The following is a 25,454-nucleotide window of genomic DNA, read 5'->3' on the forward strand; positions in this document are numbered from 1 at the left end:
AGGCCGCATCCGTGGAACAGGGCGCATCGGCGGAGCAGGGCGCGTCGACCCAGGCCGCGTCGTCGGACCGGGCCGCGCCCGCGGGTCCGTCGACGGCGGCCCCGACCGCGGTCTGCCTGGGCGAGTCGATGGCGGTGCTGCTGCCGGACCGGCCGGGCCCGCTGGAGCAGGTGGAGAACTTCCGGCTCTCGGTCGGCGGCGCCGAGTCCAACGTGGCGGGCGCACTGGCGGCGCTCGGCGTGTCGAGCGCCTGGATCAGCCGGGTGGGCGACGACGGCTTCGGCCGCCGCCTGGTCGGCGAGGTCGCCGCCCGCGGGGTGGACGTCTCGGCGGTCGCCGTCGACCCGCACCGCCCGACCGGCCTCTACCTCAAGGAGGTCGGCGGCTCCACCGGCGCCCGGTACGACCTCGGGCCCGGGCGCAGCCGGCTGCACTACCACCGGCGCGGCTCGGCCGCCGCCGCGCTCTCCCCCGCCCTGCTGGACGACCCGGCCGCCGTCCGCCTGCTGGCCGGCGCCCGCCTGCTGCACCTCTCCGGCATCACCGCCGCCCTGTCCGACGACTGCCTGGCCCTGCTGCGCGTCCTGCTCGCCGAGCGCCGCCCCGGCCGGCTGACCAGCTTCGACCTGAACTGGCGCCCCACGCTCTGGCTCGACCGCGACCCGGCCGTGCTGCCCCCGCTGCTGGACGCGGCCGACCTGCTGCTGCTCGGCTCCGACGAGGGCGAGGCCGCCCTCGGCACCGGCGACCCGCAGGCGCTGCGCCGCCGCTTCCCCTCGCCCGCCACCGTGGTCGTCAAGGACGCCGCCCGGACGGTCACCGCGCTGGAGCGGGACGGCACGTCCGTCACCGAGCCGGCCCTCGCCGTCGAGGTGGTCGAGGCCACCGGCGCGGGCGACGCCTTCGCGGCCGGCTACCTCGCGGGCACCGTACGCGGCCTGGACCAGCGCCGCCGACTGCGGCTCGGCCACCTCAGCGCCGCCTGCGCGCTCACCGCCCACGGGGACCAGGCCGAGCTGCCGTCCGAAGCGGTGGTCGCCGCACTCCTGAACGCCTCTCCCCGGGACTGGGCCGCCACCCGGTTCTCCGCGGGTGGCATCGTGTCCCCCGTACTGCCCGCGGCGGTGCCGCCCGGGCCGGCCCTGTCCGCGACGGCGGGGCCGGCGACCGGGGGCGGGGCCTCCGACCCTCGACCGGCCACCTCCCCGGCCCTTGGAGCACGATGAGCCAGACCGTCACCCGCGCCCTGCGCATCCTCGCCGAGCTCGGCGAGGGCGAGCGCTCCCTGGACCAGCTCGCCGAACTGCTCGGCGTGCACAAGACCACGGTGCTGCGGCTGCTCCAGAGCCTCGAAGAGGAACGATTCGTCTACCGCGACCCGGCCTACCGCTACCACCTCGGCGCCGGCCTCTTCGCGCTCTCCGGCCTCGCCCTGGAGCAGCGCGGCGTCCGCCGGATCGCCGCGCCGCACCTGGCCGAGCTGAACGCCGCCACCGGCCAGACCGTCCACCTGGCCGCGTACGAGGGCGGCGAGGTGGTCTACATCGACAAGTACGACTCGCGCCACCCGGTCAGGATGTACTCGCGGATCGGCCTGCGGGCGGCCCTGCACAGCGCCGCCGTCTCCAAGGTGCTGCTCGCCGACCTGCCGGTGCCCGAGCGGCGCCGGGTGGTGGCCGGCATCGACTTCACCCCGCACACCGCCCGCACCCTGACCACTCCCGAGGCGCTGCTCGCCGAGCTGGAGAAGGTGGCGGCCCAGGGCTGGGCCCAGGACCACGCCGAGCACGAGGCCTTCATCAACTGCGTGGCCGCGCCGATCCGGGACGCCAGCGGACGCGTCGTCGCCGCCGCCTCGATCTCCGTGCCCGACGTCGTCCTCCCCTACGAGCAGGTGCTGGAGCTCCTGCCCCAGTTGCTCGCGACCACCCGCGCCGTCTCCGCCGACTGCGGGCAGACCCCCTGAGCGGCCGCCCCACCCCGGACCGGCCACCCCGACCCAACCAACCGGCCGACCCGACCGGCCGACCCACCGGACCGACCGACCCGCCCCACCAACCGAGGAAGCCCATGAGCGACAAGACCGAGATCCGCACCGACGGCGCCCCCGCCCCGGCCTGGATGTTCTCCCAGGGCGTCCGCAAGGGCCCCATCCTGCAGGTCTCCGGCCAGGGCCCGCAGGACCCGGCCACCGGCGAGTACCTGTACCACGGCGACGTGAAGGCACAGACCCGGCGGACGCTGGAGAACGTCAAGGCGATCGTGGAGGCCGGCGGCGCCACCATCGAGGACGTGGTGATGTTCCGCGTCTACCTGACCAAGCGGGCCGACTTCCCGCTGATGAACGAGGTCTACGCCGCCTTCATCGAGGAGAACGTCAAGCCGGGCGGGGTGAAGCCCTGCCGCACCACGATCTTCGTCGAGCTGCCGCAGGAGCCGATGCTGGTCGAGATCGACGCGCAGGCCGTGATCGGCTGAACGGCCGCCCGACGACGCGAAGGGGCCCGGACCGGAGTCCGGGCCCCTTCGCGCACCACGTGGTCACCGCCCGGCGGTGACCGCCTGCTCGACGGCCGCACCGCCGCGCGCCACGACCGTGCCGCCGGCGCCGCCGGCCCGCCGCTCCAGCGCGCCGGAGAGCAGCGCGACACCGAGGGCGAGGGCGGCCATCAGCCCGCCCACCCAGTTCGGCGCGTCGTAGCCGAGCCCGGAGGAGATGACCAGCCCGCCGAGCCAGGCGGCGAGCGCGTTGCCCAGGTTGAAGGCCGCGATGTTGGCGGCCGAGGCCAGCGTGGGCGCGCCGGCGGCCTGGTCCATCACCCGCTTCTGCAGCGGAGCGACGGTCGCGAAGCCGAACACCCCGATCAGCGGGATGGCGACGATCGAGCCGACCCTGCTGTGCGAGGCGAGGGTGAAGGCGAAGAGCAGCACCGCCAGCACCGCCAGGATCACGTAGAGGCTGCGCATCAGCGCGCGGTCGGCGAACCAGCCGCCGAGCAGGTTGCCGACGAACAGGCCGACGCCGAAGAGGAAGAGCAGCCAGGTCACGCTGGAGGGGGCGAAGCCCGCCATCTCGGTCATCATCGGCGTGATGTAGGTGAACATCGCGAAGATGCCGCCCCAGCCGAGCACCGTCATGCTCAGCGCGAGCCAGATCTGCGGCTTGCGGAAGACCGCCAGCTCCGGGCCGAGCCGGGTGTCCTCGGCGCGCGGCTGGACGGGCACCAGCGCCGCGATGCCGGCGAAGCCGATCGCCCCGAGCGCCGCGACCACGTAGAAGGTGGAGCGCCAGCCGAAGTGCTGGCCGAGCAGGGTGCCCATCGGGACACCGAGCACGTTGGCGGCGGTGAGCCCGGTGAACATCAGGGCGATGGCGCCGGCCCGCTTGTGCGGGGCGACGAGGTCGGCGGCGACCACCGAGCCGATGCCGAAGAAGGCGCCGTGCGCGAAGGCCGCGAGCACCCGGCCGACCAGCAGCAGCCCGAAGGCGGGCGCGACGGCGGAGACCAGGTTGCCGGCGATGAACAGGCCCATCAGCATCAGCAGCATCCCCTTGCGGGGGATCCGGGTGCCGAGGACGGTGAGCAGCGGGCCGCCGATCACGACGCCGAGTGCGTAGCCGGAGATGAGCAGGCCGGCGGTGGGGATGGACACCGAGAAGTCGCCGGCGACCTCGGGCAGCAGGCCCATGATCACGAACTCGGTGGTGCCGATGCCGAAGGCGCTGATCGCCAGCGCCAGGAGCGCGAGGGGCATGAGGGGACCGCTTTCCAGAGCGTACAGACGATTGCGTGTGCAACTACCAGCGTCGACAATACGACCGCACGCCGGATACTTGCAAGCGCCTGCTATCTCCACCCGCAATCCCACCGGCACCGCACCCCGACCTCCGGCACCCGAACCGCCCCGCACACCTTGCCCTCCCTCGACGAAATGATTAGGTTAGGCTCACCTAACTACCGGAGGTCGCCATGAGCCCCAGCCCCGTCGACGTCGAGGCGCCCGAACCCACCGCCGCCGAACGGGTCTGCAGCCTGCTCAGCGCCACCTCCTCGGTGGTCATCCGCGCCTGCGGCGAGCACCACGACCTGGACACCCCGGTGTCGGTGCACGGCTCCCGGCTGCGCCTGCGCGCCCCGCTCGACGCGCCGCTCACGCTCGCCGTCACCCGCGAACAGGACGGCCTCGCCGTCGTCCTGGACCTCACCGACATCGCCCCGGTCGCCGTCCGCGACCGCGTCCGCGGCCGCCTCACCCTGGCCGGCCGGCTCCACCTGGCCCACCTCGCCGACGACGGCCTCAGCGTCCACCTGCGACTCGACGTCGCGCACGCCGTCCTCTCCACCCCGTACGGCACCACCGCCCTCACCGGCGCCGACCTCTCCCTCGCCGCGCCCGACCCGCTCGCCCGTTTCGAGGCCGCGATGCTCACCCACCTCGCCGACGACCACCCGGACGCCCTCGCCCTGCTCGCCCGGCTGCTGGACCGGGAGCTGCTCGCCGGACACCCCGACATCCGCCCGCTCGCCCTCGACCGGTACGGCCTGGTGCTCCGCCTGGACCACCCGTACGGCCACCGCGACGTCCGTCTGGTCTTCCCCGAGCCGGCGCGCGACGCGGACGAGTTCGGGCACCGCGTGCACCAGCTGCTGACCGCCGCGAACAGCGACCTGCCCGCCCACCGGTCCTGACCGGGCATCGGACGACGCCCCCCGAACTCGACACCCGCCCGAACCAGGCGCCCCCCGAACGCCACCCCGCACCCTGCACCCCGCGCCCCCGCCGCAGGAATTGCCGAGCGGAATTGACGGCCCGTCCGACTCCGGACGGGCCGGCCGAATTCGGGGACGGAGCCACTCGGAAACGGTCCGGACAACCGAAACCGAAATACCGGAGCGAGCAACCGGACGTGAGAGCGGGTCAACCATCACATTCGCCTCGAACAGGGGGGATGAACTGCACTGCAAATACGGGGACGGAAAACGAAAGCGGCCGGCCCGGCTCACGAAGGATATTCGTGAGCCGGGCCGGCCTGGGCGTGTCCCGCGCCCATGATCCACTGGTGGTGCGGCGATCACCCGGTCGAGCGGTCACCCGACATGACCATCCCGGGAGGTCGTTCGCCCCGCACCCAGCGGTGGTCCGACCTCAGGTCAGATGGAGACGCCGTGCGCCCGCAGGTAGGCGATCGGGTCGATGTCCGAGCCGTACTCCGAGCCGGTGCGGATCTCGAAGTGCAGGTGCGGGCCGGTCACGTTGCCGGTCGCACCGGAGAGGCCGATCTGCTGGCCGGCGGTGACGGCCTGACCGACCTTCACACCGATCGAGGACAGGTGCGCGTACTGGGCGTACTTGCCGTCGGCGAGCTTGATCTCGACCTCGTTGCCGTAGGCGCCGCCGTTGCCGGCCTTGACCACGGTGCCGGCCGCGATGGCGCGCAGCGGGGTGCCGGTGGAGGCGACGAAGTCGGCACCGGTGTGGTGACCGGAGGACCACATCGAGCCGGCCACGCCGTAGGCGGTGCCGAGCTTCGGGTTGGCGACGGGGGCGACGTAGCCGGAGGTGGCGGCCACGGCGGCCGGGGCCTGGGTGGCGGCCGGCGCGGCCGGCTTGGCGGCGGGGGCGGCCGGCTTGGTGGCCGGGGCCTGCGCGGGCTTGGCGGCCTGGACCGGCTTCGGGGTGGCGGGCTTGGCGGCCGGCTTCACCGAGTCCTGCGAGACCTGCGGCTTGGCCGCGGGGGCGGCCGGCTTGGCGGCCTCGGCGGCGGCCGGAGCGGCGGCGGCCTTGGCGGCGAGCGAGAGCTGCTGACCCGGGAAGATGAGGTTCGGGTTGGCACCGACGACCGAGCGGTTGTGGTCGTACAGCGCCTGCCAGCCGCCCTCGACCTGCTTGGCGTCGGCGATCTTCGACAGGGTGTCCCCTCCGACGACCTTGTAGCTCTCCTCGGCCGGAGCGGCGGCGGGCTTGGCGGCCTCGGCGGCGGCCGGAGCGGCGGCGGCCGGAGCGGCGTCGACGCTGGTGGCACCGGTCCAGGTGCTGGTCTGCGCGGGCTTCGCGGCCGGGGCGGTGTGGGCCTGGGCGCTGATGGTGGTCACCAGCGGAAGGGCGAAGGCGGCGCCGGTCACGGCGGTGGCGATGCCGATGCGGGCGGCGCGGGGCAGGGCGATACGACGGGCCTGTGCGGGCATGGGGAACTGTCCTCTCCGACGCCTGCGAGGTGAGCTGTCGGGTTCGGGCTGGAGTTGCCCGGCCGCATAGCGCGGCTTCACCCCAAGCCGGACCGCGAATTCCGGTCCGGCGACTTACCTTTGGGTCCCCCGCTCCTGCCGTACAGAGTTCGGTTCGTACCACCGGGCAGCGGCAGGACTAGGCGTTCCACCCGGTGGCCACCCGGGCCAATGCCGGGCGGTCGCTGAACTAAAACCCATCCGTCCGGGTGAAGCAATGTCGATCTCTTGAATCGACAACCAATGCCGGGAAGGTCGTGACACTCCGAATGATCGACTGCACGGTATGTGCACAATCGATTAACCGCGCGCCACTGATCCGCGACGCTCCGCCGATTTCGGTGTCCTTCCGCATGCGATCGGCTACGGAAAGCCATCTGCCGACACACCCCCGGTGAGCCTTGTCACGTCGGCTCCCGGGGCGCACGATCGGGCGGTGGCCACCTCCGAGGCCGGCACCCTGCGCCTGGGCACCGCGCAGGGCCGCTGGGTACTACTGGCGACGGTGCTCGGCTCCAGCATGGCGATGCTCGACGGCACCGTCGTCAACGTCGCCCTGCCGCGGATCGGCACCGATCTCGGCGCCCCGCTCGCCGCCCTGCAATGGACACTGAACGCCTATCTGCTCACCCTGGCCGGCCTCATCCTGCTCGGCGGCGCGCTCGGCGACCGCTACGGCCGGCGCCGCGTCTTCCTGATCGGCGTGCTCTGGTTCGCCGCCGCCTCGGCGGCGTGCGCGGCGGCGCCCACCATCGAGGTGCTGGTCGCCGCCCGCGCGGTGCAGGGCATCGGCGGGGCGCTGCTCACCCCGGGCTCGCTCGCGATGCTCCAGGCCGTGTTCCACCCGGACGACCGCTCGGCGGCGGTCGGCCTCTGGTCCGGCCTCGGCGGGGTGTCGGCCGCGATCGGCCCGTTCCTCGGCGGCTGGCTGGTGGACGGCCCCGGCTGGCGGTGGATCTTCCTGTTGAACGTCCCGCTCGCCGTCCTGGTGATCGCGGTGGCTTCCCGGCACGTCCCGGAGAGCCGGGACGAGAGCGCGACCGGCCGGTTCGACATCCTCGGCGCGGCGCTGGCCGCGCTGGCCCTGGGCTCGGTCACCTACGCGCTGACGGCCGCCGGAGCCGGGCTCTCCCCCGAGGTCTGGGTGGCCGGTGCGGCCGGTCTGCTGCTGGGCGCGGCGTTCGTCGTGGTCGAGCGCCGCGTCGAGGAGCCGATGCTGCCGCTCGGCCTCTTCTCCTCCCGCCTGTTCACCGCGGTGAACCTGGTCACCCTCTGCGTCTACGCGGCGTTCAGCGGAGTGTTCTTCCTGCTGGTCGTGCAGTTGCAGATCGTCTCCGGCTTCTCGCCGCTGGTCTCCGGGCTCGCCCTGGTGCCGATCACCGTGCTGATGCTGGCGCTGTCCGCCCGGGCCGGCCGGCTCGGCAAGCGGATCGGTCCGCGGATCCCGCTCACCGTGGGGCCGCTGGTCTGCGCGACGGGAGTGCTGCTGATGCTGCGGATCGGCCCGGACGCCTCCTACTGGACGGACGTCCTGCCGGCCGTCACCGTGATGGGCTGCGGGATGGTCCTGCTGGTCGCGCCGCTGACCGCGACGGTGCTCGCGGCGGTGGAGGTCCGCCACGCCGGGATCGCCAGCGGCGTCAACAACGCCGCCGCCCGCGCGGCCGGTCTGCTCGCGGTGGCCGCCCTGCCCGCGCTGGCCGGGCTCAGCGGCGAGGCCTACCAGGTGCCCGCCTCGGTGGACTCCGCCTTCCGCATCGCGATGCTGATCTGCGCCGGGCTGCTGGCCGCCGGCGGCGTGACCGCGTTCACCACCGTCCGGGGCAACGTCCTGGCCCCCGAGGACCACCCGGTCGCCGAGCCGGACTGCCGCTACGCCTGCGGCACCAACGCCCCTCCGCTGGACCCGGGCCATGTCGGCGCCCGGCACGGCGAAGGCCCCGCCACCGGATCGGCGGCGGGGCCCACGGGGGGCTGACGAGGCGTCAGAGAATGTCGCCCGGAGCGTACTTGGCGGCCTCCGGGTAGGCGGTCGCGACGACCTCGATCAGGCGGACCAGCTCGGCGACCTGGGCGCCGGCCGCACCGGTGAAGGAGAGCCGGTCGGCCAGCAGCGCGTCCAGCGCGGCCCGGTCCAGCGGGATCCGCTCGTCGGCGGCCAGCCGGTCCAGCAGCTCGTTCTCCCGCGCGCCGGCCCGCATCGCCAGCGCCGAGGCGACGGCGTGCTCCTTGATGACCTCGTGCCCGGTCTCCCGGCCGACGCCCGCGCGCACCGCGCCCATCAGCACCTTGGTGGTGGCCAGGAACGGCAGGTAGCGGTCCAGCTCGGCCTCGATCACGGCGGGGAAGGCGCCGAACTCGTCGAGGACGGTCAGGAAGGTCTCCAGCAGGCCGTCGAAGGCGAAGAAGGCGTCCGGCAGCGCGACCCGGCGCACCACCGAGCAGGAGACGTCGCCCTCGTTCCACTGGTCGCCGCCCAGCTCGGCGGTCATCGAGGCGTAGCCGCGCAGGATGACGGCCAGGCCGTTGACGCGCTCGCAGGAGCGGGTGTTCATCTTGTGCGGCATCGCGGAGGAGCCGACCTGGCCCTCCTTGAACCCCTCGGTGACCAGCTCGTGGCCGGCCATCAGGCGGATCGTCTTGGCCAGGCTGGACGGCGCGGCCGAGAGCTGGACGAGTGCGGTGAGCACCTCGAAGTCCAGCGAGCGCGGGTAGACCTGGCCGACGCTGGTCAGCACGTTGTCGAAGCCGAGGTGGCCGGCCACCCGGCGCTCCAGCTCGGCGAGCTTCTCGGTGTCCCCACCGAGCAGGTCCAGCATGTCCTGGGCGGTGCCGACCGGGCCCTTGATCCCGCGCAGCGGGTAGCGGGCGATCAGCTCCTCCAGTCGGCGGAAGGCGACCAGCAGCTCGTCGGCGACGGTCGCGAAGCGCTTGCCCAGGGTGGTGGCCTGCGCGGCGACGTTGTGCGACCGGCCGGCCATGACCAGCTCGGAGTGCTGGGCGGCGAGCCGGCCCAGGCGGACCAGCACGGCGACCGTGCGGTCGCGGACGTGCTCCAGCGACTGGCGGATCTGCAGCTGCTCGACGTTCTCGGTCAGATCCCGGGAGGTCATGCCCTTGTGGATCTGCTCATGGCCGGCGAGGTCGCTGAACTCCTCGATCCGCGCCTTCACGTCGTGCCGGGTGACCCGCTCGCGGGCGGCGATCGAGCCGAGGTCGACCTGGTCGATCACCCGCTCGTAGTCGGCGACGGCGCCGGCCGGCACCTCGACGCCGAGGTCCTGCTGGGCCTTCAGGACGGCGAGCCACAGATGGCGCTCGAGAACCACCTTGTGCTCGGGGGACCACAGCTGGGCCAGGGTCGCCGAGGCGTACCGGGAGGCCAGGACATTGGGGATCTGGGGCTTCGCGCTCACGCTTCGCAAGCCTAACAGCCGAGGTCAGCGGGAACGGCGGCGGACCGGGCGCCACCGCCCCGACCGACCCGGCAGCGCTCCTGCCGACCACCCGGCCGGCGCCTGCACCACGCCTACACCACGCCGGAGGACCGGCCCGCGAGCACCGGCAGCACCTGCGCGCAGATCGAGTGCAGCGACACCCGCTGCTCGTCGGTCATCGCCTCGAAGGCCTGGTGGGTGCGGCTCATCTCGCCGCGGATCAGCCCGAGGATCTCGCGGCCCTGCTCCGTGATCACCACGATCTTGACCCGCCGGTCACCGGCCGCCGCCTCGCGGTTGGCCAGGCCGAGCGACTCCAGCCGGTCGACGATCCCGGTCACGTTGGAGGCGTCGCAGCCCAGCCGGCCGGCCAGCGCGCGCATCGGCACCGGCTCCTGCACCGCGCCGAGCGCCTTCGCCTGCGAGGAGGAGAGGCCGTGCCGGGCCGCCGCCCCGGCGAAGTCCTGGAAGTAGGCGGCGCCGACGGCGGCCAACGCCTCCATCAACTCGGCGTTGGTCGGTACGGTCGTCGTCGCTGTCGAACCCATACGGCCAGAGTACGACCGAGTGCTTCACCAACTCAAGCTTTGACCGGGGCAAAAGTCCGCAGGCCAATCGCTCGGCGCCCGAAGGGGTCGCTCAGAGCACCAGTTGGTCGAAGAGCCGCCGCAGCTCGGCCTCCGGGTCGCCGGTCAGCCCGGTGTGCACCGGCCCCGGCTGGACGATCGCGCTGCGCGGCGCCGTCAGCCAGCGGAACCGCTGCCCGGGGCTGTCGGCCGCCGCCGGACCGGCGGCCGGACCACCCGCGCAGACCGCCTCGATCCCCTGCAGCGCCCGCCGCACCCCGGCGACGTCCGCCACCGGGTCCAGCGCCAGCAGCCGGGCCTGGTCCAGGTGGGTCCGCGCCCCCAGGTGCGCACTCTGCCGGCAGTACAGCAGCACTCCGACGTTGACGCACTCGCCGCGCTCGACCCTGGGCACCGCCCGGATCACGGCGTACTCGTAGTCGTGCAGTTCGGCGGCGGCCGGCGACACGGACCCGGTCATGCGGACACCTCCGGCAGCCAGTCGCGCGGACCGGCCAGTCGCTCGGTCAGCTGGGCGCGGTACGCGGCGCGCACCGCCTCGGGCGAGTCGAAGCCCGGCTCGTCCACCAGCCAGACGTCGGGGATCTGCGCCACCGCCTCCTCCACCGCCGCGACGGCGAGCGGGGCGAGCGCCTTGTCCGCGGCCACCAGGTCCGGTTCGGCCCGCAGCAGCGCGTGGTCCGAGGCGTCGTACGGTCGGCGGACCCAGCCGGCCGCACCCGCCCAGTGGTGATGGAAGATCAGGCTGGCGCCGTGGTCGATCAGCCGCAGTCCGCCGGTGGCCACCAGCAGGTTGGGGTTGCGCCAGGAGCGGTCGACGTTGCCGATCAGGGCGTCGAACCAGAGCACCTGCCCGGCCAGCCCGGCGTCCACCTCGAAGCAGAGCGGGTCGAAGTTGAGCGCGCCGCTGACGAAGGCCATGCCGAGGTTGAGGCCGCCACTGGCCCGCATCTGGTCCTGGATCTGCGGGTCCGGCTCGCTGCGGGCCAGCACCGGGTCCAGGTCCACGGTGACCAACTCGGGCACCGGCAGCCCGAGCCGGCGGCCCAGCTCACCGGCCAGCACCTCCGCCACCAGCGCCTTGCGGCCCTGCGCCGCGCCGACCCATTTCAGCGCGTACAGCCGCCGGTCGTCGGCCTCGACCAGGCCCGGCATCGAGCCGCCTTCTCGCAGTGGCGTCACATAACGGACCGCCGTCACCTCGGGGAGCACGCCGGACAGCCTATCGGGCATATGCACGGACCGGGCGCCGCGCGTCGTCGCCCGTCGCCCGCGTCTGCGCCATCCGCGCCGTCCCGGTGGCAGCGCCCGCTGCTCCGTGCGAGTGTGGCGGACAGTAGTGGGGACCTTGACGGTACGAACTGCACTGTAAGGGATGAACGATGGAACGACCTCGGATCCTGATCGTGGGCGGTGGCTTCGCCGGACTGGAGTGCGCTCGCCGCCTCGAACGCAAGCTCGCGCCCTCGGAGGCGGAGATCTCGCTGGTCACGCCGTTCAGCTATCAGCTCTATCTGCCGCTGCTCCCGCACGTGGCGGCCGGGGTGCTGACCCCGCAGTCGGTCGCGGTCTCGCTCCGCCGGACCCTGCGCCGCACCCACATCGTCCCCGGCGGCGCGATCGGCGTCGACCCGCGCTCCAAGGTCTGCGTGGTCCGCAAGATCACCGACGAGGTGGTCGCGCAGAAGTACGACTACCTGGTGCTCGCCCCCGGCAGTGTGACCCGCACCTTCGACATCCCGGGCCTGACCGACTACGCGCGCGGCATGAAGACGCTCGCCGAGGCCACCTACGTCCGCGACCACGTCATCGCCCAACTCGACCTCGCCTCGGCCACCCTGGACCAGAGGGAGCGCGAGTCCCGGCTCCAGTTCGTGGTGGTCGGCGGCGGCTACGCCGGCACCGAGACCGCGGCCTGCCTGCAGCGCCTGACCACCGCCGCCGCCCGCCGCTACCCGCGGCTGGACGCCCGGCAGATCAAGTGGCACCTGATCGACATCGCCCCGAAGCTGATGCCGGAGCTCGGCGACGCCCTCGGCACCGCCGCACTGGAGGTGCTGCGCGAGCGCGGCATCGAGGTCTCGCTGGGCGTCTCGGTGGCCGAAGTCGGCGCCGAGTCGGTCAAGTTCACCGACGGCCGGATGCTCCCCTGCCGGACGCTGATCTGGACGGCCGGCGTCGCGGCCAGCCCGCTGATCGGCACCCTGGACGCCGAGACGGTCCGCGGCCGGGTCGCGGTCACCGCCGAGATGCGGGTCCCCCAGTTCGAGGGCGTCTTCGCGCTCGGCGACGCCGCCGCCGTCCCGGACCTCGCCAAGGGCGACGGCGCGGTCTGCCCGCCCACCGCCCAGCACTCCGCCCGCCAGGGCCGGGTGGTGGCGAACAACGTGATCGCCGCGCTGCGCAACCAGCCGCTGGAGCCCTACTACCACAAGGACCTGGGGCTGGTGGTGGACCTCGGCGGCAAGGACGCCGTCTCCAAGCCGGTCGGCGTCGAGCTGCGCGGCGTCCCCGCCCAGGTGGTCGCCCGCGGCTACCACCTGATGGCGATGCGCACCAACGCCGCCAAGTTCCGGGTCGGCGCCAACTGGCTGCTGAACGCCACCGCCGGCGACGACTTCGTCCGGACCGGCTTCCTGGCCCGCCAGCCCGCCCGGCTGCGGGACTTCGAGTACACCGACGCCTATCTGACGAAGGATCAGGTCCGGGCGCACGCCCAGGCCCTGCTCGCCAAGGGCTGACGCACCGCGGCCGGCCCGCCGCTCCCGGACGGAGCGGGGGCCGGCCGCGCCGTGCGCTACCGCGCGGTCAGGTACATCCCGCTCGCGTCCTTCCCGGCCGTGTTGCGGCAGCCGAAGTTGCCGCTCGGCCGCGCGTACAGCAGGGTCAGGCACTGCCCGAGGGCCTGCTGGCCGTAGTAGTTGGGGTGCATCGACTCCTGGATCGTGCCCTGCGAGGCGCTGAGCCCGCCGTCGACGAACCGCGCCCACTCACTGGTGGTGGCGGACGGCGCGCTGGTCGAACTCGCCTGCCTGGTCGCCTTGGAGCAGACCTCGCGTCCCTGCAGCATGTCCGCCAGGTCCAGGAACTGCGCGCCCTTCGAGGCGGCGACACCCGCCAGCGCCCGCGAGATCTGCGGCACCAGCGAGTCCCGCGCCCAGTCGGCGTCGCCGTTCCAGAACGGACAGCCACCGGTGTCGGACCGGCTCCAGCCGCTCTCCGGGTAGCGCATCTCGGCCCCGCGCGGGATCGGCGAGGGGTAGGACTGCAGCACGACCCGGTAGTCGCCCGCCGCGTAGCCGGCGCTCGACATCACGGCCCGGATCTCGTCCAGCGCCTTGCCGACGCCGGCCATCGCGGTGGGCATCCGGGCGTCGATCTCGCCCTGCTGGTCGTCGTGGCAGTAGGAGTACCAGACGAGGTAGTCCTGGACGCAGGTGCTGATCACGTCGCCGAAGCCGAGGTCGTTGCCGCCGATCGAGAGCGTGATCAGCTTGACGTTGTACTGGCTCGCCACCGTGGCGAGCTGGTCGGCCTGCGGGGCCTCGCCCTTGAACGACTGACCGCCGTTGGCGGCACGGTAGACGTTGGCGGCGACGGCTCCGGAGCAGGCCAGGTTGATCTGGGTCTGCGCCACGGTCGGGGCGCTGCGCACCTCGGCGACGTCCGAGCGGTCGCACCCGCTCGCGTAGGTCGCGCCGTAGATCCGGCTCGGGTCGTAGGCACTGCCGGTCCAGGCCCGGTCGGTGCCGGCCCGGCCGGCGCCGGTGACGACGGAGTTGCCCTTCCAGCGGCCGGCCTCGCCGGAGATGTAGCTGTCCCCCAGGGTGACGCTGGCGGTCGGCCCGCCCGGGGCGGCCGCGGCGGCCGCGGCCGGTGCGGAGGCGCCGGCGATCAGGCCGGCCGCACCGAGCGGGAGGGCGAGGGCGGCGGCGAGCAACCGCCGGGTGAGGCTGGCGGTTCTGCGTGTGATGCTCGAACGGTTTTCGGGCACGGCGGAACTCCTGCGGTCGGTCTCGCCCGCTGTGTGGGGGCGGGGAGACGCGGAGGTGAGGGTAGGCCGCCGGCCGGTGGCGCGATGAAGATGACATGCTCGCGCTTGTTACCGCTAGGTATCTGCACCAGGTTTCTCGCTCTGTTACCGATCGGTTCAGATCAGTCGGGACACGGAACCGCCCGTTCCCAGCACGGCCGCCAGATCGTCGGCCAGCCGCCGCGCGTCGGCCGGGTCCAGCCGGGCGACGGTGATCCGCAGGCCGGGGGCCGATTGCAGGCGGAACCGCGCACCCGGCGCGACGACCCAGCCGCGCTGCACCAGCGCGGCGAGCACGGTCGTCTCGTCCGGGACGGGCACCCAGACGTTCAGTCCGCTCGCGCCGTGCGCCTCGATCCCGCGGGCGGCCAACTCCCCGAGCAGGGCGTCCCGCCGCACCCGGTAGGCCGCCGCCACCCGCGCGACCGGCGCCGCGTCGGTGCGCCACAGCTCGGCGACGGCGCACTGGAGCAGGTGGCTGACCCAGCCGGCCCCGAGCCGCTGACGCCCCTGCACCCGCCCGATCGTGTCCGGATCCCCGACCGCGAACGAGAGCCGCAGGTCCGGCCCGTACGCCTTGGCCGCCGAGCGGACCACCACCCAGTGGTCGGACCCGGCTCCGACCAGCGAGTGGAACGGCTGGTCGACCATGCCGTGGCCGTGGTCGTCCTCGATCAGCAGCACCCCGGGGTGGCCGGCCAGCACCGCGCGCAGCGCGGCCGCCCGGCCGGCGGTGACCACCGCACCGGTCGGGTTCTGCGCGCGGCTGGTGACGACCACCGCGCGGGCGCCGGCCGCGAGCACCTCGGCGAGCGCGTCCGGCAGCGGGCCCTCGTCGTCCAGCGGGACGGGGGCGGCCCGCAGACCGAGGGCCGGCAGCAGGTCCATCAGGCTGCCCCACCCCGGATCCTCGACGGCGACGGCGTCACCGGGGCGCAGCCGGGTGGCGAGGATCCGCTCGATGGTGTCGAGCGAGCCGGAGGCGATGGCGATCGGCGCGTCGGGCAGGCCGTCGGCGCGGAAGCCCGCGCCGGCGAGGGCCAGCAGCCCGGGGTCGGCCGACGGGCGTCCGTAGAGCACCGGGGCGCGGCGGGCGGCCTCGGCCGCGGCGGCCAGGGCCGGGGTGAGGTCGGGGAGCAGCGCCGGGTCGGGGTTGCCGTTGGCGAGGTCGCGGGCCTGCGGCGGGACGGGCACCCGGATCTCGTCGCGCGGGGTGAGCGCCGGTCGCGGACGGACGCGGCTGCCCTTGCGGCCGGCGGTCTCGATCACCCCCCGGTCGCGGAGCAGGCGGTAGGCGGCGGCGACGGTGTTGGGGTTGACGCCGAGTTCGGCGGCCAGGTCGCGCAGCGGGGGCAGCGCGGTGCCCGGCGGGAGCTGTCCGCTGCTGACGCCCTGCTCGACGTCGGCCGCGATTTCGCTGGCGCGCCGACCCTTGATCGGATAGTCTCCTAGCACAAAAGAGATTATGCACTAGTACATAGAGGTTGTCATGTCAGACGGCGCCGTGTCCTACGCCCGCACCCCGCGTACCACCCCGACCCGCTACAAGGACCGCGCGACCTGGGAGCAGGACGCGATCCACGCGATCCTCGACAGCACCTACCTCTGCCACCTCGGCTTCGTCGCCGACGGCGCCCCCGTCGTCCTGCCGACCATCTTCGCCCGGGTCGGCGACCGCCTCTACATCCACGGCTCCACCGGCAGCCGGCCGCTGCGCGGCGCCAAGGGCGACCAGGGCCTGCCGGTCTGCGTCACCGTCACCCTGGTCGACGCCCTGGTGCTGACCAAGTCCGCGTTCAACCACTCGATCAACTTCCGTTCGGTGGTCGCCCACGGCACGGCCCACCAGGTCACCGACCCCGCGGAGCTGTCCGTCGCGCTGGACGCGCTGGTCGACCAGACCGTCCCCGGCCGCTCCGCCGAGGTCCGCCCGGCCAACGCCAAGGAGCTGGCCGCCACCGCCGTCGTCCGGCTCGACCTGGACGAGGTCTCCGCCAAGACCCGTGCCGACGGCGCCGACGACGACGAGGCGGACCTCGACCTCCCGTACTGGGCCGGCCTGGTGCCGGTGGCCACGGTGTACGGCGCCCCGGTGCCGGACGCCTCCACGACCGTGCCGCTCCCCGCGCACCTGCGCGACTTCACCGGCTGACGGGGCCCGCCGATGCTGATCAGGTCCTGGGACCGGGGCGACGAGGCCGAGTGGCGCGCCTGGCTCGCGCAGGGCCGCGACTTCGGCCTGCTCGCCGCCAACGGCCCACCCGGCCAGGGGCCCGTCCTGGTCCCCACCCACTTCCTGCTGGACGTCGAGCGGGGCGAGGTGCTGCTGCACCTCGCCAAGCCCAATCCGCTGTTCGCCGCCGTCCGGGCCGACCCCGAGGTCACCCTCGCGGTCACCGACGACTACGCCTTCGCCCCCGGCCACTGGCGCGGCGAGCCGGGTACGCCCACCAGCTACTACGCCTCCGTCCAGTTCGCCTGCACGGCCGAGATCGTCGAGGACGCGGCCGGCAAGGCGGCGATCCTCAACCGCCAACTGGCGCACTTCCAGCCGGAGACCCCGTCCACCCGGGTCACCCCCGGCGAGGAGCCGTTCGGCCGGCTCCTGTCGGGGGTGCGCGGGCTGCGGCTCACGGTCCGCACGGTGCGGGCCAAGTTCAAGTACGACGACAAGAAGACCGTCGCGGAGCAGCAGGCCGTCGCCGACCGGCTGGCCGAGCGCGGCCAGGGCCTGGACGCCGCCGTCCGCACCCAGCTCCTCCGGCGTAACGCGCGCCGCACGGGGTAGCCGCGCTGACGCCAAGTCACCCGATCGGCTCGATTTCGGGCGAAGCCGGGACGCTGCTGATCGAATGTGTGACGAATCCTGCCCACTCGGCCGTGCCGACGGGCCCGTCCACTCGGGGAGCGCGCGTGTCCACAGCCACATCCCGTCCGACCTCCGGCGAGGCGCACCTCGGACACGTCGTCTTCATCTCGGCGGCGGCCGCGATGGGCGGCTTCCTGTTCGGCTACGACAGCGCGGTGATCAACGGCGCGGTGACCGGCATCCAGAAGCACTTCGCGGTGGGCAACGGCGAGACCGCCTTCGTGGTGGCCATCGCCCTGCTCGGCTCGGCGGCTGGCGCGGTGGCCGCCGGCCGGCTCGCCGACCACCTCGGCCGGGTGCGCACCATGCTGCTGGCCGCCACGCTCTTCGCGATCAGCGGCATCGGCTCGATGTTCCCGCCGAGCATCCAGGTGCTGGCCACCTGGCGCGTGGTGGGCGGTGTCGCGATCGGCATCGCCTCGGTGATCGCCCCGACCTACATCGCCGAGGTCGCGCCCACCGCGTACCGCGGCCGGCTGGCGTCCTTCCAGCAGATGGCCATCGTGCTCGGCATCACTGTCTCCCAACTCGCCAACTGGGCGCTCAACCAGGCCGCCGGCGGCGACTCCACCGGCCACCTCGGCGGCATCCAGGCCTGGCAGTGGATGCTCGGCGTCGAGACCGTCCCGGCCCTCGTCTACGGGCTGATGGCCCTGGCCATCCCGGAGTCGCCCCGCTACCTGATCGCCGACCACCGCGAGGAGCAGGCCCGCAAGGTGCTGCTGGAGGTGGAGGGTGAGGGGGTGGACCTCGACGCCCGGGTCGCCGAGATCCGCGCGGTGCTGGAGTCCGCCCACAAGCCCCGGGCGAAGGACCTGCTGGGCGGCCGCTTCGGGCTGCTGCCGATCGTCTGGGTCGGCATCGGCGCCTCGGTGTTCCAGCAGTTCGTCGGCATCAACGTGATCTTCTACTACTCGTCCTTCCTCTGGCAGTCCGTCGGCATCAACGAGTCCAACTCGCTGCTGATCAGCCTCTCCACCTCGATCGTCAACGTGGTCGGCACGGTGGTCGCCATGGCGCTGGTCGACCGGATCGGCCGCAAGCCGCTCGCCCTGGCCGGCTCGGCCGGCATGGCGGTGGCCCTGGCCACCGCCGCCTGGGCGTTCTCCTACCGGCAGGGCACCGGCGACACCGCCACCCTGGACGACACCTACGCCACCGTCGCACTGGTCGCCGCGCACGTCTTCGTGTTCTGCTTCGCCTTCTCCTGGGGCGTGGTGGTCTGGGTCCTGCTCGGCGAGATGTTCCCCAACCGGATCCGGGCGCTCGCCCTGTCCGTCGCCGCCTCGGCCCAGTGGCTCGCCAACTGGGCGATCACCGTCAGCTTCCCCGACCTCGCCGACTGGAACCTGTCGGCGACGTACGTCATCTACGCCTGCTTCGCGCTGCTCTCGATCCCCTTCGTGGTCTTCTGCATCAAGGAGACCAAGGGCCGTGCGCTGGAGGAGATGGGCTGATCCCCCGCACGACACCGCACCACACCGCTCCACACCACACCGCACCGGGCCGACGCGGCGGGCCGGGGCCGGGCCGGCGCCACGGCGGGCCGACCCCGGGAAGCAGCCGGCACCGCACCTCCCCGCAGCCCCGCCGCGCCGCGCGCGGCCCGTCCCCACCGAGAGGAAGCCATGCCTGAGCAGGGCGGCTCCCGGCAGAACGTCACCTTCCCGAGCAACGGCCGCGAGGCCCACGGCTACCTGGCCCGCCCTCCGCAGGGCGTCGGCCCCGGTCTGGTGGTGGTCCAGGAGTGGTGGGGGCTCACCTCCCACGTGGCCGCGATGGCGGACCGCTTCGCCACCGAGGGCTTCACCGTCCTCGCCCCGGACCTCTTCGGCGGCGCGACCACCCACGACAGCGCCGAGGCGGCCCGGCTGAAGCGCGAACTCCCGGTCGAGCAGGCCGTGGTGGACCTGCGCGGCGCGGTCGGGTACCTGCTCGGCCTGGACGGCGTGGTCGGTGACGCGGTCGGCGTGGTCGGGTTCTGCATGGGCGGCGGCTTCGCACTGCTGCTGGCGGCCGCCGAGGGCGACCGGGTGGCCGCCGTGGTCCCGTTCTACGGGCTGCCGTCCGACCCGGACTTCGACTACCGGGGCCTGACCGCGCACGTCCTGGGGCACTACGCCGAGCACGACCGCTCGATCCCGATGGCCGCCGTCGACGAGGCGGCGATCCGGATCGGCGAGGCCACCGACGTCCGGCCCGAGATCCACTTCTACCCGGCCGGGCACGCCTTCATGAACGACGAGAACCTGCTCGGCACCTACGACCGGCTCCAGGCCCGGACGGCCTGGCGGCGCACCCTCAGCTTCCTCTGGGGCCACCTCGGCTGACGGGGCCGTGCCACCTCGGCTGACGCGGCCACCCGGCTGCCCGGGGCCGCCTCGGCGAGGCCGTGCCCCCGACCCCCGCCGTAAGGCGTGAAAAGCCGCTGGACAGCTGACACGTCCCCCGGCATAGTCGCCGGGTGCAGAGCCAACCCCCACCCCCGCACGGACCCCGCTTCCCCTGGGCCGGCCGCAACTTCCGCATCCAGACCGCCGCCACCGTCGTCAGCGGCCTCGGCAACGCCGGCGCCCCGATCGCCACCGCCTTCGCGGTCATGGCGAGCGGCGGCTCCACCGCCGAGGTCGGCTACGTCACCGCGGCCCGGCTGGTGCCGGTCGTCCTGCTGCTGATGATCGGCGGCGCGCTCGCCGACCGTCTGCCGCGCCACCACGTCATGGTCGCCGCCAATCTGTTCAGTGCCGTCTCCCAGGCCGTGCTGGCGGCACTGGTCCTGGCCGGCCAGGCGCAGCTCTGGCAGCTGATGCTGCTCTCCGCGGCCGGTGGCGCCGGTCACGCCTTCTACGCCCCCGCGTCCGAGGGCATGATCATGCAGAGCGTGGCGGCCGAACACGCCGGCCGGGCCTTCTCGGTCTTCCGGCTGGCGCTCAACTCCGCCCAGATCGGCGGCATGGCCCTCGGCGGCGCCCTCACCGCCGCCGTCGGCCCGGGCTGGGTGCTCGCGGTGGACGCCGCGTGCTTCCTGACCGCCGCCGCGCTGCGCTTCTTCCTGGAGGCCGAGGCCGCCGCCCCCGCCGAGGCCGGCGGCGGCATGCTGCGCGACCTGCGCGAGGGCTGGCAGGAGTTCGCCTCCCGCCGCTGGCTCTGGGTGATCGTGCTCCAGTTCGCCGTGCTGATGGCCTGCATCACCGCCGTGGACGCCGTGTACGGGCCGATCGTCGCCGAGCAGCGGCTGGGCGGCGCGCGGGACTGGGGCCTGGCGCTCGCCGCGCACGGCATCGGCCTGGTGGCGACCGGGCTGGTGATGGTCCGCTGGCAGCCCCGCCGGATCCTGCTGGTCGGCAACTGGGGCGTCTTCCTCTTCGGTGTGCCGGCGCTGGCCCTCGCGCTGGCGGCACCGCTGCCGGTGCTGGTCGCGGCGATGTTCCTGTCCGGTGCCGGGGTCACCGTCTTCGGCGTCAACTGGATGGTCGCCCTGCAGCAGGAGATCCCCGTCGAGATGTTCTCCCGGGTCTCCGCCTACGACCACCTCGGCTCGCTCTCGCTGGCCCCGGTCGGCACCGCGCTGGCCGGCCCGGCCGCGGGTGCGCTGGGCCTCTCCGGCGCGCTCTGGGCCTGCGCGGCGCTCTGCCTGCTGCTCAGTGCCGTCGTCCTGCTGGAGCCGCAGGTCCGCCGGCTCTCCCGGTGCTCCGCCGCCGCCCCCGCGCCGCAGCTCGACGAGCCCGTCGCCGTCCACTGAGCGCCCCGTGCGCCCCTGCGTGCGCCCTCCGGTGGGCAACCACCGGCGGGCGCTGCTCGTCCGACCAGGTGACAACGACGTCTTAGCTGGGGGGCGCCCGGTGCCGAAGCCACTGCTGTTCCTGGATGTCGACGGAGTGCTCAACCCGGTCTGTCCGAGACCCGAGGCCGGGTTCGACGTGCACACCCTGCTCGGCTACAGCGTCCTGCTGTCCGCCCGGCACGGCGAGTGGCTGCGCGAGCTGGCCGGCACCTACGAACTGGTCTGGGCCACCACCTGGGAGGAGGAGGCCAACACCCACGTCGCCCCGGCGATCGGGCTGCCCCGGCTGCCGGTGGTCCGCTTCGCCGGCTACGTCCCGCAGCCCGGCGACCCCCGGGTGCCGCTGATGGAGCTGTTCTCCGCCCACAAGTGGGCCCCGCTGCTGCGGTACGCCGCCGGCCGGCCGTTCGCCTGGATCGACGACGTCATCCCGGCCCGGCTGGTCCGCAACGCGCTCTGGCGCCGCGACCGCGTCCTGCTGCCCGTCGACCCGGGCCAGGGCCTGGAGCGCCGCCACGTGGACCGCCTGCTCGCCCGCCCGCCGCGCGCCCCCGCCGTCCGGCCGCCCGTCAGCCGGTGGGCAGCCAGCTGACGTGACCGGCCAGCAGCGCGTACCCGACGAAGGCCACCGTGTCGATCAGCGCGTGCGCCACCACCAGGGGCATCACCCGCCCCCAGCGCCGGTACAGCAGGCAGAACACCGCACCCATCACCATGTTGCCGACCAGCCCGCCCACCCCCTGGTACAGGTGGTACGAACCCCGCAGCACCGAGCTGGCCACCAGCGCCGCCGGCCACGACCAACCCAGCTGGCCGAGCCGGCGCAGCAGGTAGCCGAGGACGACGACCTCCTCCAGGATGGCGTTCTGCCAGGCGGAGGCGACCAGCACCGGGATCCGCCACCAGACGTCCGGCAGCCCGGACGGCGCCACGGTCAGGTTGTAGCCGGCCGCCTGCGAGGCCAGGTAGAGCGCCAGGCCGGTGCCGCCGATCGCCGCCGCGACGGCGGCGCCCCGGCCGAGGTCGCGCAGCTTCTGCCCGAGGTCGAAGCCGAGCACCCGCAGCGTCACGCCCTCGCGCACCAGCAGGTAGCCGACCAGCACCACCGGCATCAGCCCGCGCGCGATGTAGTAGAGCTGCCAGGCGAGGTCCAGCCAGGGCCGACCCGGCGCCCGCGAGGAGTTGAGCGTGGCCACCTGCTGGCCGAGCTTGAGCGCCTCGGTGAGCGAGCCGGTGAAGCTGATCAGCGCGCCGATGCCGCTGGCCCCGAGCGAGAGACCGAGGACGATCAGCAGTTCCACGCCGAGCAGCCGGCGCGTGGGCCGCGCGGTCTCCGGTTCGGTCGGGGCGGTGGTCACGGGGTGCTCCAGCGGTCCGGCGTCGCTCCGGCCGTCGGCCGACCGCCGGAGCGGTCATCCTTCCACAGCACGCCTCCCGGCCGGGCCGGGCGGTGCCGTCACCGCGGCGCCGCCGCGAGGGCCGGCCCGGGCGTCAGCCGACCGGCCAGGTGTGCACCGGCTCCCCGGCCCGCATGTACTCGACGTAGCGCCGGGTCATCGCGGCCAGCGCGGCCGAGCGGTCCATCCCGAACTGCTCGCGCAACCGGTGGAAGGTGGCGCTCTGCCAGGAGGCGCCGTTGACCCGGCGCAGGCAGCGCTGCTCGATGATGCCGAGGTAGCGGTCCCGGTCGGCGGGTTCGACACCCCACTCGTCCAGGCCCTGGTAGGCCATCGGCAGCAGTTCGTTCAGCACCAGGTCGACGGCGGAGATCGTGGCCGGGCCGCCGCCGCGCCCGGCCCGGCCGTGCCGCGGCCACTGGAAGACGGCGTCGATCCCGTACCGGGCGGCCTGCTGGAAGTTCTCCTCGGCCCGCTCGAACGGCAGCCTGGTCCAGATCGGCTTCGACTGCTCGGCGAGCACCCGGACCAGCCCGTAGTAGAAGGCGGCGTTGGCGAGGGTGTCCGCGACGGTCGGACCGGCCGGCAGCGCCCGGTTCTCCACCCTCAGGTGCGGCACCCCGCCGCTGACGTCGTAGACCGGCCGGTTCCAGCGGTAGATGGTGCCGTTGTGCAGCCGCATCTCGGCGAGCCTAGGGGTGCCACCGGAGGCGAGCACCTTGGCCGGGTCCTCGTCGTCGCAGATCGGCAGCAGCGCGGGGAAGTACCGCAGGTTCTCCTCGAACAGGTCGTAGGCGGAGTCCACCCAGCGCTCGCCGAACCAGGTGATCGGGCGCACCCCCTGCGCCTTGAGCTCCGCCGAACGGGTGTCGCAGGCCTGCTGGAACAGCACCGGCCTGGTCTCCCGCCACAGCTCCCGGCCGAACAGGAACGGCGAGTTGGCGCCGAGCGCGAGCTGCGCTCCGCAGATCGCCTGGGCGGCGTTCCAGACCGAGGAGAACCGCTCGGGGGTCACCTGGAGGTGCAGTTGCAGCGAGGTCGCGGCGGCCTCGGCGACCATGGTGATCGACTCCAGCTGGAGGTGTTCGACGCCCTCGATGTCCAGTGTGATGTCCTCGCCCCGGGCGGCCAGGATCTGGTCGCTGAGCAGGCTGTACCGCTGGTTGTGGGACATCGCGTCGAGCCCGGTGTGGTCGTGCTCCAGGGTCGGCAGGATGCCGACCATCACGATCCGCGCACCGGCCTCGGCGGCCCGCCGGTCGGCGTAGCGCAGCCCGGTGTCGATCTCCTCGCGCAGCTCCTCGAAGACGTGGCCGCAGAGCCGGTGCGGGGCGATGTTGACCTCGATGTTGAACTGGCCCAGCTCGGTCTGGAAGTCGCTGGAGCCGATGGCGCTGAGCACCTGCGCGTTGCGCATCACCGGCAGGCCGTGCTCGTCGGCCAGGTTGAGCTCGATCTCCAGCCCCATCACGGCCCGCGGCCGGTCGAAACGGTCCTCGCGCAGCATCCGCCCCAGCGCGTCCTGGCAGGACTGGAGCTTACGGCGGTACAGCTGCCGGTCCGACAGGTCCGCCCGCGTCGCCACGACCTTCTCGCCCATGATCCCCTCCTCCTGAGCGGCCGGCCGACCGACCGTGCAAGCATCATGCCCACCCCGAAGATCGATACCCGATTGCTTCGAACGGCTTGCAATGCAAGGGAACTGATGGTCTTTCAGCACATCCGTCGACTTGCCCGGCGCCACCGCCTGTGATAAACAGGTCACCCTGTGCACCTGTTCGATAGAATTCGCACTGCGCCCAAGGCCGGCCCGCTGCCGCTCCGCACACCCTCGTCGACGGCAGCGGCGGTGCCCGCACCGCGATCATGCACAACCGGACACGGCCAGGTCCCGTCACCGACGACACACCGCGCCATGCCGGTATGCCGCACTCGCACGCCGATCTCGCACGGAGAGGCGACCCCGCCATGACTCTGCAGACCCCCCAGCCCCCGCCCAGCGCCCTGCGCGCGGTCCTCGCCGCGCTCGACTCGGAGACCGCGCTGCGCCAGCCCGCCGCCGCCGCGCTGCGTCATCCGACCGGCCCGCTGCTGCCCGCGCATCCGCTCGCGGTCCACGTCCTGGACGGGCCGCGCCCCGAGCTCACCGCCGCCCGGCGGACGGGCTGGCGCTTCCTGATCAAGGACGGCGCCGAGGTGGCCGCCGCGGCCGAGGTGGTCCAGGGCGACGAGGGCCACGCCTTCTCCCACTTCACCGCCGGGCCGTACCTGGACTCCACCGTCCGGGCACTGCGCCAGGCCTGGCAGCTCGCCCAGACCTCACGGGCCCGCCAGCAGCCCCGGCTGCTCACCTTTCCGGGCCAGTACGCCACCGCGCTCTGGCTGCACAGCCCGGACACCGGCCCGGAGACGGACCAGCTGATCCCGTTGGCCCCGGCCCCGCTCGGCGTCACGGCGCACCGCGCCTACCCCGCCGCCGACCTGCTGCCCGTGCTCGCCCGGGCCCCGCTCGCGAGGCCGCTGCTGCTCGGCTCCTCCTGAACGCTCCCCCCGTCACCCCCGCGCACCCGTACCCACCCGGACGGGCCATCGGGCATGGCCGATTCGAGTCAGCCTGCCAATGACCCGTCCGGTGGCCATTTCCGCCTGCCGCCACCTGAACGGGTGATCTCTGCCCGGTGGTTGTGGCGCATGTCACGAAATTGCTGCGCGAGCGCCCCCGGATGCCGACACTGGGAACCAGCGTGGAAGGACCACCTGTCCTACCCACTTGAGCGCCGGCCCACACCTGGCCCGGCGCCGGACAGGATCCGACTACCGCGGCGGCTCCCGCCGGTCATCCGGCGGCGCCGCACCACGGGGAGGATCGCCAAGCGAAGCGAGGGTACGCGTATGTGCCAGCACCGTCCTGAGTGCCCGTCGGCGGAGTCCGAGGACCGCGAGGCGGCCGTACCGGTGGCCTGCCACCCGGAGCAGGGCTGGAGCCTGCTCTGCAACGGCGTCCTGGTGTTCGAGGACACCGGCGAACTGCTGCCCGACGGCCGGGTGATCGCCCCGCGCCGCCCCGTCGCGCACGCCGCCTGACCGGCCACCGGCGGGGGCGGCCGCCGAGCGACGCAG

General features: G+C 73.6%; 24 protein-coding genes and 1 riboswitch. Of the genes, 14 read left to right on the forward strand and 10 right to left on the reverse strand.

What is annotated here, in order from left to right:
- Window positions 1-11: 11 nt before the first annotated feature.
- From ACFVYI_RS11490 to ACFVYI_RS11500, 3 genes are all read left to right on the forward strand, one after another.
- Complete coding sequence (locus ACFVYI_RS11490) at window positions 12-1,226, forward strand: sugar kinase (protein WP_387883608.1); 1,215 nt, start codon at window positions 12-14, stop codon at window positions 1,224-1,226.
- Complete coding sequence (locus tag ACFVYI_RS11495) at window positions 1,223-1,966, forward strand: IclR family transcriptional regulator (protein WP_387883611.1); 744 nt, start codon at window positions 1,223-1,225, stop codon at window positions 1,964-1,966. Before ACFVYI_RS11490 ends, ACFVYI_RS11495 begins: the two co-directional genes overlap by 4 nt.
- 104 nt (window positions 1,967-2,070) lie before the next feature.
- Window positions 2,071-2,478, forward strand: a complete 408-nt coding sequence (locus tag ACFVYI_RS11500; RefSeq protein ID WP_380578178.1) for a RidA family protein — start codon at window positions 2,071-2,073, stop codon at window positions 2,476-2,478.
- A 63-nt stretch (window positions 2,479-2,541) separates the two neighbouring features.
- Here the strand turns inward: ACFVYI_RS11500 and ACFVYI_RS11505 are convergent, their stop codons facing one another.
- Window positions 2,542-3,756 carry an MFS transporter gene (locus tag ACFVYI_RS11505; RefSeq protein ID WP_387883615.1) on the reverse strand — a complete coding sequence of 405 codons (1,215 nt, stop codon included), beginning with the start codon at window positions 3,754-3,756 and terminating at the stop codon, window positions 2,542-2,544.
- A 215-nt stretch (window positions 3,757-3,971) separates the two neighbouring features.
- Here ACFVYI_RS11505 and ACFVYI_RS11510 point away from each other — a divergent pair, with 215 nt between their 5' ends.
- Window positions 3,972-4,691 carry a DUF2470 domain-containing protein gene (locus ACFVYI_RS11510; RefSeq protein WP_387883617.1) on the forward strand — a complete coding sequence of 240 codons (720 nt, stop codon included), beginning with the start codon at window positions 3,972-3,974 and terminating at the stop codon, window positions 4,689-4,691.
- A gap of 462 nt (window positions 4,692-5,153) precedes the next feature.
- Here ACFVYI_RS11510 and ACFVYI_RS11515 read toward each other — a convergent pair whose 3' ends face one another.
- On the reverse strand, window positions 5,154-6,188 hold the full coding sequence (locus ACFVYI_RS11515) for a peptidoglycan DD-metalloendopeptidase family protein (RefSeq protein WP_387883619.1): 1,035 nt from the start codon (window positions 6,186-6,188) through the stop codon (window positions 5,154-5,156).
- 4 nt (window positions 6,189-6,192) lie between these two features.
- Window positions 6,193-6,353, reverse strand: a riboswitch (cyclic di-AMP (ydaO/yuaA leader).
- Window positions 6,354-6,663: 310 nt separating this feature from the next.
- Here ACFVYI_RS11515 and ACFVYI_RS11520 point away from each other — a divergent pair.
- Window positions 6,664-8,205 carry an MFS transporter gene (locus ACFVYI_RS11520; RefSeq protein ID WP_387883622.1) on the forward strand — a complete coding sequence of 514 codons (1,542 nt, stop codon included), beginning with the start codon at window positions 6,664-6,666 and terminating at the stop codon, window positions 8,203-8,205.
- 7 nt (window positions 8,206-8,212) lie between these two features.
- Here ACFVYI_RS11520 and purB read toward each other — a convergent pair whose 3' ends face one another.
- The 4 genes from purB to ACFVYI_RS11540 form a co-directional block, all read right to left on the reverse strand.
- Window positions 8,213-9,643, reverse strand: a complete 1,431-nt coding sequence (gene purB, locus ACFVYI_RS11525; RefSeq protein ID WP_387883625.1) for an adenylosuccinate lyase — start codon at window positions 9,641-9,643, stop codon at window positions 8,213-8,215.
- 113 nt (window positions 9,644-9,756) lie between these two features.
- Window positions 9,757-10,212, reverse strand: coding sequence for a MarR family winged helix-turn-helix transcriptional regulator (locus tag ACFVYI_RS11530; RefSeq protein ID WP_387883627.1), 456 nt, complete (start codon window positions 10,210-10,212; stop codon window positions 9,757-9,759).
- A gap of 91 nt (window positions 10,213-10,303) precedes the next feature.
- On the reverse strand, window positions 10,304-10,711 hold the full coding sequence (locus ACFVYI_RS11535) for a DUF3037 domain-containing protein (protein ID WP_387883630.1): 408 nt from the start codon (window positions 10,709-10,711) through the stop codon (window positions 10,304-10,306).
- A complete protein-coding gene (locus ACFVYI_RS11540; RefSeq protein WP_387883632.1) occupies window positions 10,708-11,463 on the reverse strand; it encodes a HipA family kinase in 756 nt (251 codons plus the stop codon). The genes ACFVYI_RS11535 and ACFVYI_RS11540 overlap by 4 nt, the downstream gene beginning before the upstream one ends.
- A 170-nt stretch (window positions 11,464-11,633) precedes the next feature.
- Here ACFVYI_RS11540 and ACFVYI_RS11545 point away from each other — a divergent pair, with 170 nt between their 5' ends.
- On the forward strand, window positions 11,634-12,992 hold the full coding sequence (locus tag ACFVYI_RS11545; RefSeq protein WP_387883634.1) for an NAD(P)/FAD-dependent oxidoreductase: 1,359 nt from the start codon (window positions 11,634-11,636) through the stop codon (window positions 12,990-12,992).
- Between the two features lie 56 nt (window positions 12,993-13,048).
- Here ACFVYI_RS11545 and ACFVYI_RS11550 read toward each other — a convergent pair whose 3' ends face one another.
- Together ACFVYI_RS11550 and ACFVYI_RS11555 are read right to left on the reverse strand one after the other, a co-directional pair.
- Window positions 13,049-14,245 carry a GDSL-type esterase/lipase family protein gene (locus ACFVYI_RS11550; protein WP_387883636.1) on the reverse strand — a complete coding sequence of 399 codons (1,197 nt, stop codon included), beginning with the start codon at window positions 14,243-14,245 and terminating at the stop codon, window positions 13,049-13,051.
- Between the two features lie 156 nt (window positions 14,246-14,401).
- Entirely contained in the window at window positions 14,402-15,739 is a 1,338-nt protein-coding gene (locus ACFVYI_RS11555; RefSeq protein WP_387883637.1) for an aminotransferase class I/II-fold pyridoxal phosphate-dependent enzyme, read from the reverse strand.
- Window positions 15,740-15,773: 34 nt separating this feature from the next.
- Here ACFVYI_RS11555 and ACFVYI_RS11560 point away from each other — a divergent pair, with 34 nt between their 5' ends.
- From ACFVYI_RS11560 to ACFVYI_RS11585, 6 genes are all read left to right on the forward strand, one after another.
- Window positions 15,774-16,436 (forward strand): pyridoxamine 5'-phosphate oxidase family protein, encoded by a 663-nt coding sequence (locus ACFVYI_RS11560; RefSeq protein ID WP_387883640.1) that lies wholly within the window; start codon window positions 15,774-15,776, stop codon window positions 16,434-16,436.
- Between the two features lie 12 nt (window positions 16,437-16,448).
- Window positions 16,449-17,072, forward strand: coding sequence for an FMN-binding negative transcriptional regulator (locus tag ACFVYI_RS11565; RefSeq protein ID WP_387883643.1), 624 nt, complete (start codon window positions 16,449-16,451; stop codon window positions 17,070-17,072).
- Between the two features lie 125 nt (window positions 17,073-17,197).
- Entirely contained in the window at window positions 17,198-18,610 is a 1,413-nt protein-coding gene (locus tag ACFVYI_RS11570) for a sugar porter family MFS transporter (RefSeq protein WP_387883646.1), read from the forward strand.
- Between the two features lie 171 nt (window positions 18,611-18,781).
- On the forward strand, window positions 18,782-19,483 hold the full coding sequence (locus tag ACFVYI_RS11575) for a dienelactone hydrolase family protein (protein WP_387883648.1): 702 nt from the start codon (window positions 18,782-18,784) through the stop codon (window positions 19,481-19,483).
- A gap of 134 nt (window positions 19,484-19,617) precedes the next feature.
- Window positions 19,618-20,895: an MFS transporter gene (locus ACFVYI_RS11580; protein WP_387883650.1), complete on the forward strand. Its 1,278-nt coding sequence runs from the start codon at window positions 19,618-19,620 to the stop codon at window positions 20,893-20,895.
- Window positions 20,896-20,995: 100 nt separating this feature from the next.
- Entirely contained in the window at window positions 20,996-21,529 is a 534-nt protein-coding gene (locus tag ACFVYI_RS11585) for an HAD domain-containing protein (protein ID WP_387883653.1), read from the forward strand.
- Here ACFVYI_RS11585 and ACFVYI_RS11590 read toward each other — a convergent pair.
- Window positions 21,507-22,295: a CPBP family intramembrane glutamic endopeptidase gene (locus ACFVYI_RS11590; RefSeq protein ID WP_387883655.1), complete on the reverse strand. Its 789-nt coding sequence runs from the start codon at window positions 22,293-22,295 to the stop codon at window positions 21,507-21,509. The genes ACFVYI_RS11585 and ACFVYI_RS11590 overlap by 23 nt on opposite strands.
- Before the next feature lie 133 nt (window positions 22,296-22,428).
- A complete protein-coding gene (locus ACFVYI_RS11595) occupies window positions 22,429-23,934 on the reverse strand; it encodes a glutamate--cysteine ligase (RefSeq protein ID WP_387883657.1) in 1,506 nt (501 codons plus the stop codon).
- Between the two features lie 368 nt (window positions 23,935-24,302).
- On the opposite strand from ACFVYI_RS11595, the gene ACFVYI_RS11600 reads away from it, so the two are divergent.
- Both ACFVYI_RS11600 and ACFVYI_RS11605 read left to right on the forward strand, forming a co-directional pair.
- Window positions 24,303-24,875, forward strand: a complete 573-nt coding sequence (locus ACFVYI_RS11600; RefSeq protein WP_387883659.1) for a hypothetical protein — start codon at window positions 24,303-24,305, stop codon at window positions 24,873-24,875.
- 351 nt (window positions 24,876-25,226) lie between these two features.
- Complete coding sequence (locus tag ACFVYI_RS11605; protein ID WP_329490880.1) at window positions 25,227-25,418, forward strand: DUF5999 family protein; 192 nt, start codon at window positions 25,227-25,229, stop codon at window positions 25,416-25,418.
- Window positions 25,419-25,454: the final 36 nt, after the last annotated feature.

This window comes from Kitasatospora sp. NPDC058218, from assembly GCF_042882445.1.
GTDB lineage: Bacteria > Actinomycetota > Actinomycetes > Streptomycetales > Streptomycetaceae > Kitasatospora.